This is a genomic window from Streptomyces mexicanus (genome assembly GCF_902506575.1).
GTDB lineage: Bacteria > Actinomycetota > Actinomycetes > Streptomycetales > Streptomycetaceae > Streptomyces > Streptomyces mexicanus.
This window is the reverse complement of record NZ_LR732544.1, coordinates 6,291,100-6,300,713: the sequence shown is the minus strand read 5'-3', so window position 1 is coordinate 6,300,713 and position 9,614 is coordinate 6,291,100. Positions and strand designations below refer to the sequence as shown.

General features: G+C 72.4%; 7 protein-coding genes and 2 pseudogenes. 2 read left to right on the top strand and 7 right to left on the bottom strand.

Going from position 1 to position 9,614, the window contains the following annotated elements; genetic code table 11:
- Nucleotides 1–754: glycoside hydrolase family 31 family protein (locus GV126_RS28120; protein ID WP_236570137.1), on the top strand; the 754-nt coding region annotated here is incomplete at its 5' end.
- On the opposite strand, the gene GV126_RS28115 is transcribed toward GV126_RS28120, so the two are convergent.
- The gene (locus tag GV126_RS28115) at nucleotides 745–1,281 is read right to left on the bottom strand and encodes an NUDIX domain-containing protein (RefSeq protein WP_159671998.1); all 537 of its coding nucleotides are present in this window, start codon (nucleotides 1,279–1,281) and stop codon (nucleotides 745–747) included. The two genes, GV126_RS28120 and GV126_RS28115, sit on opposite strands and share 10 nt — an antisense overlap.
- 142 nt (nucleotides 1,282–1,423) lie before the next feature.
- Entirely contained in the window at nucleotides 1,424–2,245 is an 822-nt protein-coding gene (locus tag GV126_RS28110) for a M15 family metallopeptidase (RefSeq protein ID WP_159671996.1), read from the bottom strand.
- A gap of 360 nt (nucleotides 2,246–2,605) precedes the next feature.
- On the opposite strand from GV126_RS28110, the gene glpK reads away from it, so the two are divergent.
- Nucleotides 2,606–4,126 (top strand): glycerol kinase GlpK, encoded by a 1,521-nt coding sequence (gene glpK, locus GV126_RS28105; RefSeq protein WP_159671994.1) that lies wholly within the window; start codon nucleotides 2,606–2,608, stop codon nucleotides 4,124–4,126.
- Between the two features lie 6 nt (nucleotides 4,127–4,132).
- On the opposite strand, the gene GV126_RS28100 is transcribed toward glpK, so the two are convergent.
- From GV126_RS28100 to GV126_RS37745, 5 genes and pseudogenes are all read right to left on the bottom strand, one after another.
- Nucleotides 4,133–4,741 (bottom strand): GTP-binding protein, encoded by a 609-nt coding sequence (locus GV126_RS28100; RefSeq protein WP_159671992.1) that lies wholly within the window; start codon nucleotides 4,739–4,741, stop codon nucleotides 4,133–4,135.
- Nucleotides 4,722–8,433: pseudogene (locus GV126_RS28095) on the bottom strand (hydantoinase B/oxoprolinase family protein). Before GV126_RS28095 ends, GV126_RS28100 begins: the two are co-directional and overlap by 20 nt.
- 24 nt (nucleotides 8,434–8,457) lie before the next feature.
- Nucleotides 8,458–8,853 carry a DUF742 domain-containing protein gene (locus tag GV126_RS28090; protein ID WP_159671988.1) on the bottom strand — a complete coding sequence of 132 codons (396 nt, stop codon included), beginning with the start codon at nucleotides 8,851–8,853 and terminating at the stop codon, nucleotides 8,458–8,460.
- A gap of 9 nt (nucleotides 8,854–8,862) precedes the next feature.
- Entirely contained in the window at nucleotides 8,863–9,297 is a 435-nt protein-coding gene (locus GV126_RS28085; protein ID WP_159671986.1) for a roadblock/LC7 domain-containing protein, read from the bottom strand.
- Nucleotides 9,294–9,575, bottom strand: a pseudogene (locus GV126_RS37745) (hypothetical protein); the annotation flags it as partial. The gene GV126_RS28085 and the pseudogene GV126_RS37745, both read right to left, overlap by 4 nt.
- Nucleotides 9,576–9,614 lie beyond the last annotated feature (39 nt).

Here is a 9,614-nt window from a genome sequence, read left to right as displayed (position 1 = left end):
GTGCGGGGTGCCCTGCTCGGGGCCGGACGTGGGCGGGTCCGACGGCGCCCCCTCCCCCGAGCTGTATCTGCGCTGGTTCCAGATGGCCGCGTACCTGCCGCTGTTCCGCACGCGTGCGAGTCCGCGGGCGGGGCGACGGGAGCCGTGGGAGTTCGGGCCCGAGGTGCTGGCACGCGCGCGCGTGGCGCTCGTCGAGCGCCGGCGTCTGCTGCCGTACTTCGTGACGCTGGCGCACCTGGCGCGGCGCACCGGCGCGCCGTATGTGCGCCCGGTGTGGTGGGGCGCGCCGGAGGACCGCGCCCTGCGGGAGTGCGAGGACGCCTTCCTGCTCGGTGACGGCCTGCTGGTGGCGCCGGTGCTCGCCCCGGGCGTGGAGCGGCGGACGGTGCGGCTGCCGCGGGGCCGCTGGTACGACACGGCGACGGGCCGGGCGTACGAGGGGCCCGGGCAGGGGCGGGTCGAGGCGTCCTTGGAGCGCGTTCCCGTGTTCGCGCGGGCGGGCGCCGTGATCCCTGTGCGGGGCGAGCAGGGCGGGCTCGAGCTGGAGGTGTGGGCGCCCGCTCCCGGGCACACCGGGGGCGGCCTCGTCGTGCCGGACGCGGGCGACGGCTGGGACGAGGCGGAGGTCGAACGCTATGTGGTGCGCCGGCAGGGACCGCGGGTGACCGTGGAGTGCGAGCGGGACGACGGGCCGGGCGCGCCGTCCCGCACTGTGCGCGTCCGGGGGCTGGACGCGCCGACGGCTCAGACGTAGCGGCCCTCGAACCAGGCGCGCACCACGAGCGTGTGCAGCGGGAAGGCCAGTTCCCCGGGCCGGCGCAGCAGATGCCAGCCCTCCGTCTCGTCGGTGGCGGCGGAGGGCGGCAGGCCGTCGGCGGGGCGTTCGGGGAGCAGGCCGAACAGGAGCAGGTGCCCGTCGGGCGAACTCATGGCGTCGGCGAGCCGCACGTCGCGGGCGGCCGCGTCGATGCCGGTCTCCTCCTTGAGCTCGCGGACGACGGCGTGGCGCCAGTCCTCGTGGTGGTCGATGTAGCCGCCGGGCAGAGCCGTGCCCCCACGCGCGGGGGCGACGGTCCGGGTGATGACGACCAGGGCGGTGCCCTGGGTGTCGTACACGGGCTGCAGCGCCACCGCGACGGGCAGCGGGTTGCGGTAGGCCACGGCCCCGCAGGCGGGGCAGGTGCGGGGCCAGTCGGAGATGCCCTCTCCGTAGGGTGCTCCGCAGCTCGAACAGTGCGAGTTCGCCACGGAGTTGGCAGTCGGATGTTGAATTTCGGACACGCGCGGACTGTATCCGATCAACGGAAGGAGGTCTTCCGTCAGGAGTGCTCCTCCAAGAGGTCTCCTCCCGGAGGGCTCCTCGTGCGTGTCCGGCAGTCGTTGCCCGCGGCGGCCCGCTCAGGGATGCCGATGGGGAGGGACGTCAGCGTCCCGGCGTCAGGGAGGCGCGGGAGACGGGGAAGTCGAAGTAGGTGTCCGGGTACGGCTCGGGCTGGTAGGTGTAGTGCCACCATTCCTCGGCGAGGTTGACGAAGCCGAGCTTCTCCAGGGTGGACTTCAGCAGCAGCCGGTTGGCGCGCTGCTGCCCCTGGATCCTGGGGTCGAGGGTGTGGGCGAGGGTGTCGAAGCAGTCGAAGCCGGTGCCCATGTCCAGCGAGTTGTCCGGGAAGCGCTCGTCCTTGGGGGCGTAACAGGGCACGAGGGGCTGTCCGGGGACGTAGGGGTGGGTCGGCCGGGCCGGGAGCCGGACGATCGTCAGGTCCGTCGTCGAGCCCCGGCTGTGTCCGGACCGCTCCGCGATGTAGCCGTCCTGGAACAGCCGCGTCTTGTCGACGCGCGGGTAGAACTCGCCCTTCATGGCCTGGTCGTCGAGGTCCTTCGCCCAGCGGACGAAGTGGTCGACGGCGCGCTGCGGCCGGTAGCAGTCGTAGACCTTCAGGGAGTAGCCCTTGCGCAGCAGTTGCTGCTGGGCCGTGTGGAGGGCCTGGGCGGCGGGGCGGGTCAGGATGCACATCGGCTGCCGGTAGCCGTCGATGCGTTCGCCGACGAAGTTGTGCGGGGTGAAGTAGCGGATCTCCTGGATGATCGTCGCATCGACGCTGCTCAGCGCCACGAAGTCCGCGGGTGCCTTCGGGTCGGCGGGGGCCCGGGTGGTGGCCGAGGCGGTGGCGGAGGCGGTGGTGAGGGCGAGCACGGCGGCGAAGGCGGTGATCGTGCCGCGCAGGGCACGGGTCAGACGTGTCATGTCTCCTACATCTATCGGGAGGCAGGGCCTCCGGGGAAGCGCTCGCCGCGGCGGCGCGCGCGTCGCGGTGGACCGCCTTGACGCCCTCCCCGCGCGGGGGAACACTTCCCGTGGCTGTCGCACCGCCCGCGTTCCGGGCGCACCGGGGCGCGGCACAGCGCCCGCCCCGCGGAACCTGCTCCTCCTCCTGCGGGCGCCCCCGTCACCCATCTCGCGCAACTTCCCGCTCACCTGGAACAAACTGATCCCGTCAAGGACAGATGAGGACAGGAGGGAGCAGAAACCGACGGAAACAGCCGACACCATCAGCCGACGGCATCACGTGACGCGGCCTGATGACCTCGCCACCAAGGGGTAGCCATGACGGACAACGCCGGGAAGTACGTGGCCGCAATCGACCAGGGCACCACCTCCAGCCGCTGCATCGTCTTCGACCGGAACGGCGCCATCGTCGCCGTCGACCAGCGCGAACACCGCCAGATCTTCCCCAAGCCGGGCTGGGTCGAGCACGACGCCACGGAGATCTGGTCGAAGGTGCAGGCGGTGGTCGCGGGCGCGCTCGCCAAGGCCGGGCTGCGGGCCGAGCAGCTCAGCGCGCTCGGCATCACCAACCAGCGGGAGACGACGGTGCTGTGGGACCGCGCCACCGGCAAGCCCGTGCACAACGCGATCGTCTGGCAGGACACCAGGACGGCGGCGCTGTGCGCGGAACTGGGCGGCTCCGAGGGGCAGGATCGTTTCCGCGAGGCGACCGGCCTGCCGCTGGCCAGCTACTTCTCCGGCCCCAAGGCGCTGTGGCTGCTGGAGAACGTGCCGGGCCTGCGCGACCGCGCCGAGCGCGGGGAGATCGCGTTCGGCACGATCGACTCCTGGCTGATCTGGAACCTCACCGGCGGTCCGGACGGCGGTCGGCACGTCACCGACGTCACGAACGCCGGCCGCACCATGCTCATGAACCTCCGGACCCTCCAGTGGGACCGCTCGATCCTGTCCGCCATGGACATCCCCGAGGCGATCCTGCCCGAGATCCGATCCTCCTCCGAGGTGTACGGGACGGCCCTGGGGCATCTGGCGGGGGTGCCGGTGGCGTCGGCCCTGGGCGACCAGCAGGCGGCCGTGTTCGGGCAGGCCTGCTACGACGTGGGGGACGCCAAGAACACCTACGGGACGGGCAGCTTCCTGCTGATGAACACCGGCACCCGGCCCGTGCCGTCCAAGAGCGGCCTGGTCACCACCATGGGCTACCAGATCGGCGACGGCGCGCCGGTGTACTGCCTGGAGGGGTCCATCGCCGTCACCGGCGCGCTGGTGCAGTGGTTCCGCGACCAGTTGGGCATCATCCGCACCGCCGACGAGATCGAGCCGCTGGCGGCGAGCGTCGCGGACAACGGCGGCGCGTACATCGTGCCGGCCTTCTCCGGCCTGTTCGCGCCGTACTGGCGTTCGGACGCGCGCGGGGTGGTCACCGGGCTGACCCGGTACGTCACCAAGGCGCACCTGGCGCGTGCGGTGCTGGAGGCGACCAGCTGGCAGACGCGCGAGGTGGTGGACGCGATGCACCAGGACTCCGGGGTGCAGCTCACCACGCTGAAGGTCGACGGCGGCATGACGAAGAACAACCTGCTCATGCAGCACCAGGCGGACGTGCTGGGGGTGCCGGTGATCCGTCCGAAGGTGTCCGAGACCACCTGCCTGGGCGCCGCCTACGCGGCCGGCCTCGCCACGGGGGTGTGGAGCGGCCTCGACGAACTGAAGTCGCACTGGCAGCAGGACGCCGCGTGGACCCCGTCGATGGAGCCCGGGGTCCGGGAACGCGAGCACCACAACTGGCGCAAGGCCGTCGAGCGGAGCTTCGGCTGGCTGGAGGACGGGGAGGGGTAGGGCCTGTCAGGTCGCGACGGTGCGGTGGCGGGCGGCCGCCGTCCGGCTCATCGCGTGCCGGACGACTCCCACCAGGACCTCCTTGACCGACTCGCGGTCGCGGGCGTCGCACAGCACGACCGGGACTCCCGCGTCCAGATCGAGGGCCTGACGGACGTCTTCCGCCGGGTAACGGGCGGCGTCCTCGAAGCAGTTGACGCCCACCAGGAACGGGATCGAGCGTCGTTCGAAGTAGTCGACGGCGGCGAAGCAGTCCTCCAGGCGGCGCGTGTCGGCCAGCACCACCGCGCCGAGCGCGCCCTCGGACAGCTCGTCCCACATGAACCAGAACCGTTCCTGCCCGGGCGTGCCGAACAGGTACAGCACCAGGTCCTCGCGCAGCGTGATCCGGCCGAAGTCCATCGCCACGGTGGTGGTCCGCTTGCCCTCCACGCCGCTGAGGTCGTCGACCGGGCGGCCCGCCTCGGTGAGCAGCTCCTCGGTGCGCAACGGCCTGATCTCGCTGACCGCGCCGACGAGGGTGGTCTTGCCCACGCCGAACCCTCCCGCCACGAGGATCTTGAGCGTGACCGGCTCGACCGGCGGCTTGCCGCGCTCAGAACGCCCGAAGATCATCGATGTGCCTCTCCTGCTCGATGGGGGTCGAACGGCGGGGGGCCGTAGCCTCCGCCACCGGGGGTCTCGACGACGAGGACGTCGCCCGCGGCGACGTCGGCCGAGTCGCTTCCGGCGAGTTCCAGGACCGTGCCGTCCGCGCGCTCCACGCGGGCCGCGCCCAGCGCGCCGGGCTCGCCGCCCGCCATGCCGTAGGGCGGCACCCGGCGGTGCTGTGCGAGCGTCGAGACGGTCATGGGCTCCAGGAACCGGATGCGGCGCACCGCTCCGTCCCCGCCGTGCCAGCGCCCGGCGCCACCGCTGCCGCGGCGGACCGTGAACTCCTCCAGGCGCACGGGCAGCCGCCATTCGAGGACCTCGGGGTCGGTGAGCCGGGAGTTGGTCATGTGGGTCTGGACGACGCTCGCTCCGGCGAAGCCGTCCCCGGCGCCGGAGCCGGAGGCGACCGTCTCGTAGTACTGGTGGCGGTCGTTGCCGAAGGTGACGTTGTTCATGGTGCCGGAGCCCTCCGCCTGGACGCGCAGCGCGGCGTACAGGGCCCCGGTGATGGCCTGGGAGGTTTCCACGTTGCCGGCGACGACCGCGGCCGGCGGTTCGGGGCTGAGCATGGACCCGGCCGGTACGACGATCCGCAGCGGCCGCAGGCAGCCGTCGTTGAGGGGGATGTCGTCGGCGACGAGCGTGCGGAAGACGTACAGCACGGCCGCGTCGACGACGGCGCGCGGCGCGTTGAAGTTGGTGGGCAGCTGCGGTGAGGTGCCGGTGAAGTCGATCGTCGCCGACCGGCCGGCGCGGTCCACGCGCACGCGTACCCGGATGATCGCGCCCGCGTCGGTCTCGTAGGCGTACTCGCCGTCGTCGAGCGCGTCGATGACCCTGCGCACCGCCTCTTCGGCGTTGTCCTGGACGTGCCGCATGTAGGCCTGGACGACATCGAGCCCGAACTCCTCGATCATGCGGCCGACTTCGTCGACGCCCTTGTGGTTGGCGGCGATCTGGGCGCGCAGGTCTGCCAGGTTGGTCTCGGGGTTGCGGGAGGGGTACGGGCCCGCGGTCAGCAGGCGGCGGGTCTCCTCCTCGCGCAGGCGCCCGCCTTCGGCGAGCAGCCAGTTGTCGAAGAGGACGCCCTCCTCCTCGATGGTGCGGCTGCCCGCGGGCATGGAGCCCGGCGCGATGCCGCCGATCTCGGCGTGGTGGCCTCGGGAGGCGACGTAGAACAGGATGCGGTCACCGGGCGTGTCGGCGGTGTCGGCGGTACCGGCCGTGCCCGAGGCGTGCGGGGGGTTCGCGGTGTGCGCCGTGTGCGCCGTGCAGGCGGTGTCGAAGACCGGGGTGATGACGGTGACGTCCGGCAGATGGGTGCCGCCGTGGTACGGGTCGTTGATCGCGTACGCGTCCCCCGGCCGCATCCGCCGGCCCCGGCGCCGGATGACCTCCTTGACGCTGGTGCCCATCGAGCCCAGGTGGACGGGGATGTGCGGGGCGTTGGCCACGAGGTTTCCGTCCGGGTCGAACAGGGCGCAGGAGAAGTCCAGGCGTTCCTTGATGTTGACCGACTGGGCCGTGGACTGCAGGCGGGCGCCCATCTGCTCGGCGATGGACATGAAGAGGTTGTTGAAGACCTCCAGCAGAACCGGGTCCGCTTCCGTACTCAGGTCGGAACTCTCCGTGACCGCCACGCGTTCCATGACCAGATGCCCGTCGTCGGTGACCGCGGCCCGCCAGCCGTCGTCGACGACGGTCGTCGCACTGGCCTCGGTGATGATCGCGGGGCCGGTGACGGTACCGCCCGGGGGCAGCTCCTCGCGGCGGTGCAGGGCGACGTCGCGCCAGGTGCCGCCGGTGTGCAGCCGGACGGTCTCCGCGACGGCGGCGCGGCCCGCACGGGCGGGCTCGTAGGGGGCGAGGGCGGACAGATCGGGGGGTTCGGTGATGCCGGTGGCTTCCACCGAGAGGGATTCGACGACGACGGGACGGTCCAGCGTGAAGGAGTACGTGCGGTGATGACGCTCCTCGAAGGCGTGCTTCATGGCGCCGGCTCCGCCGAGGGCGACGGTGAGGGTGGTGTCGGTGCCGTCGTAGCGGAGCTGGGCCCGCCGGGTGACGCGGATGTGCTCCTCGGGGACGTCCTCGGCGCGCAGTTCGGCGCGGGCCGCGCTCTCCAGGTCCGCGGCGGTCTTCAGGACGCCCGGCATGGCGGCGGGCTCCAAGGGCGCCTCGACGGACTGCTCGCGCATGGCCGTGGTGTCGGCGAGGCCGATGCCGAGCGCGGAGAGCACACCGGCCATGGGCGGGACGAGGACGGTGCGGATGCCGAGGGCGTCCGCGACCTGGCAGGCGTGCTGCCCGCCGGCACCGCCGAAGGTGGTCAGGGCATAGCGGGTGACGTCGTGCCCCTTCTGCACGGAGATCCGCTTGATGGCGTTGGCGATGTTGGCGACGGCGATCCGCAGGTAGCCCTCGGCGACCTGCTCGGGCGTGCGGTCGTCGCCGGTCTGCCGGCGGATGTCGTGGGCGAGCGCGGTGAAACGGTCCCGGACGAGTGCGGCGTCGAGGGGCCGGTCACCCTCCGGGCCGAAGACGCGGGGGAAGTGCTCGGGCTGGATCCGGCCGAGCATGACGTTGGCGTCGGTGAGGGCGAGCGGGCCGCCGTTCCGGTAGCAGGCGGGTCCGGGGTCGGCTCCCGCGGAGTCCGGGCCGACCCGGTAGCGGGAGCCGTCGAAGTGCAGGACGGAGCCGCCGCCGGCGGCGACGGTGTGGATGTCCAGCATGGGCGCCTGCAGCCGGACGCCGGCGATCTGCGTGGTCAGGACGCGTTCGTAGGCGCCCGCGTAGTGGGAGACGTCGGTGGAGGTGCCGCCCATGTCGAAGCCGATGACCCGGTCGTGGCCGGCGAGCCGGGACATACGGGCCATGCCGACGATGCCGCCCGCGGGCCCGGAGAGCACGGCGTCCTTGCCGCGGAACTGCCCGGCCTCGGTGAGTCCGCCGTTGGACTGCATGAACATCAGCCGCACGCCGTGCAGCTCGTCGGCGATGTGCCGGACGTAGCGGCGCAGCACGGGCGAGAGGTAGGCGTCCACGACGGCGGTGTCCCCGCGCGGGACGATCTTCATCAGCGGGCTGACCTCGCTGGACAGCGAGATCTGCGGGAAGCCGATGCGGGCGGCCAGCTCACCGATGACACGTTCGTGCCCGGGGTGCAGGTGGCTGTGCAGGCAGACGACGGCGACGGCGCGGATCCCGTCGTCGTACGCCTGCTGGAGCGGGTCCGCGAGAGCGTCCAGGTCAGGGGCGCGCAGCACGGTGCCGTCGGCGGCGATGCGCTCGTCGACCTCGATCACCCGTTCGTGGAGCAGCTCGGGCAGCTCGATGCGGCGCGCGAAGATGTGCGGGCGGTTCTGGTAGGCGATGCGCAGGGCGTCCCGGAAGCCGCGGGTGATGACGAGGACGGTCCGCTCCCCCGTGCGCTCCAGCAGGGCGTTGGTGGCCACGGTGGTGCCCATGCGCACGGAGTCGACCGGATCGGTGGACCCGGCCAGGAGCGCGCGTACGCCGGCGACGGCCGCGTCGGCGTAGCGCGCGGGGTTGTCGGACAGCAGCTTGTGCGTGAGCACGCGGCCGTCCGGGCGGCGCGCGACGATATCGGTGAAGGTGCCGCCCCGGTCGACCCAGAACTGCCAGCCGGCCACGTCGCTACCCCGCTTCCCTGCTGCTCACAGCGCCCGCAGGCCGTTGATCACGTCGCGCAGAATACTCTCGTCCGGCAGTTCCGCGGGCGGTACCGGACGGCTCACGTGCACGTACTCCTCGTCCACGAGGTCACCGACGAGCACGCGGACCACGCCGACGGGCAGGTCGAGGTCCGCGGCGAGTTCGGCGACCGTCTGCGGGGTGTCGCGGCACCGCTCGACGATCTCCACGTGTTCCGGGGACAGCGCGTGGTCCGCGTCCGGGTCGTCCGCGTGGGGTTCGGTGACGACCACCGCGATCAGGTCGAGGCGGTGCTGGGCCGCATGGCTGGTGCGGCCCCGCGTCATGGCATAGGGGCGGACCACCGGTCCGGCCTCGTCGTCGAACCAGTGGTGCCCTGCCCGGCCGTCTGCGCTCATGTCATCCCACTACCCGTCGGAGGGCAGGTCGGTGCGCGGCGCGGCCCCCAGATGCACGCCGACCCGCTTGACGAGGAGGGTCATCTCGTAGGCGATCTGGCCGATGTCCGCCTCGGCGTCCGACAGGACGGCCAGGCAGCTGCCGTCGCCGGCGGCCGTCACGAAAAGGAAGGCCTCGTCGAGTTCGACGACCGTCTGGCGGACCCCGCCGGCGTCGAAGTGGCGGCCCACCCCCTTGGCCAGGCTGTGGAAGCCGGAGGCCACCGCGGCCAGGTGCTCGCTGTCCTCGCGGGTCAGGTCCTTGGACACGCCGGTCGGCAGGCCGTCGCCGGACAGGACGATGGCCTTTCGGATGCTCGCGACCCGCTCCACGAGGTCGTCCAGGAGCCAGTTCAGCTCCTTCTTGCCGGTCGCGGTGTGGCCGGTCGCCTTCGGTGCGGTCATCGACCGTCCCCCTTAGTCGTTCCTGGTGCTGAGTCGCGGGCGTCGTCACCCGCGGCGTTCTCCTCGCGGCCGCGCTGCCAGCCCCGCTGGAGGGAGGACATGCGGCTGCGTACCTGCTCGGCGTCCCGTTCGGCCGGGTCGGCCCGGTGGCCGCTACGCCGTGTCGGAGTCTGCTTGAGCTGCGGGGCGAGGTTCGCCTGCCGCACCCGCCGGGGCAGGGGCCGGGTGTCCGGGGCGGGCTCGCCCGGCGCTGCGGCGGGGCTCGGGGCGGCGCCGGCCGGGCCCGTCTCTTATAAACATCTCCGAGGCCACGAGAC

Bases quoted from the DNA above. Each gene is read 5' to 3' on its own strand.
- GV126_RS28110 (WP_159671996.1), bottom strand. From the start codon at position 2,245: ATGACACGTCTGACCCGTGCCCTGCGCGGCACGATCACCGCCTTCGCC.
- glpK (WP_159671994.1), top strand. From the start codon at position 2,606: ATGACGGACAACGCCGGGAAGTACGTGGCCGCAATCGACCAGGGCACC.
- GV126_RS28100 (WP_159671992.1), bottom strand. From the start codon at position 4,741: ATGATCTTCGGGCGTTCTGAGCGCGGCAAGCCGCCGGTCGAGCCGGTC.
- GV126_RS28090 (WP_159671988.1), bottom strand. From the start codon at position 8,853: ATGAGCGCAGACGGCCGGGCAGGGCACCACTGGTTCGACGACGAGGCC.
- GV126_RS28085 (WP_159671986.1), bottom strand. From the start codon at position 9,297: ATGACCGCACCGAAGGCGACCGGCCACACCGCGACCGGCAAGAAGGAG.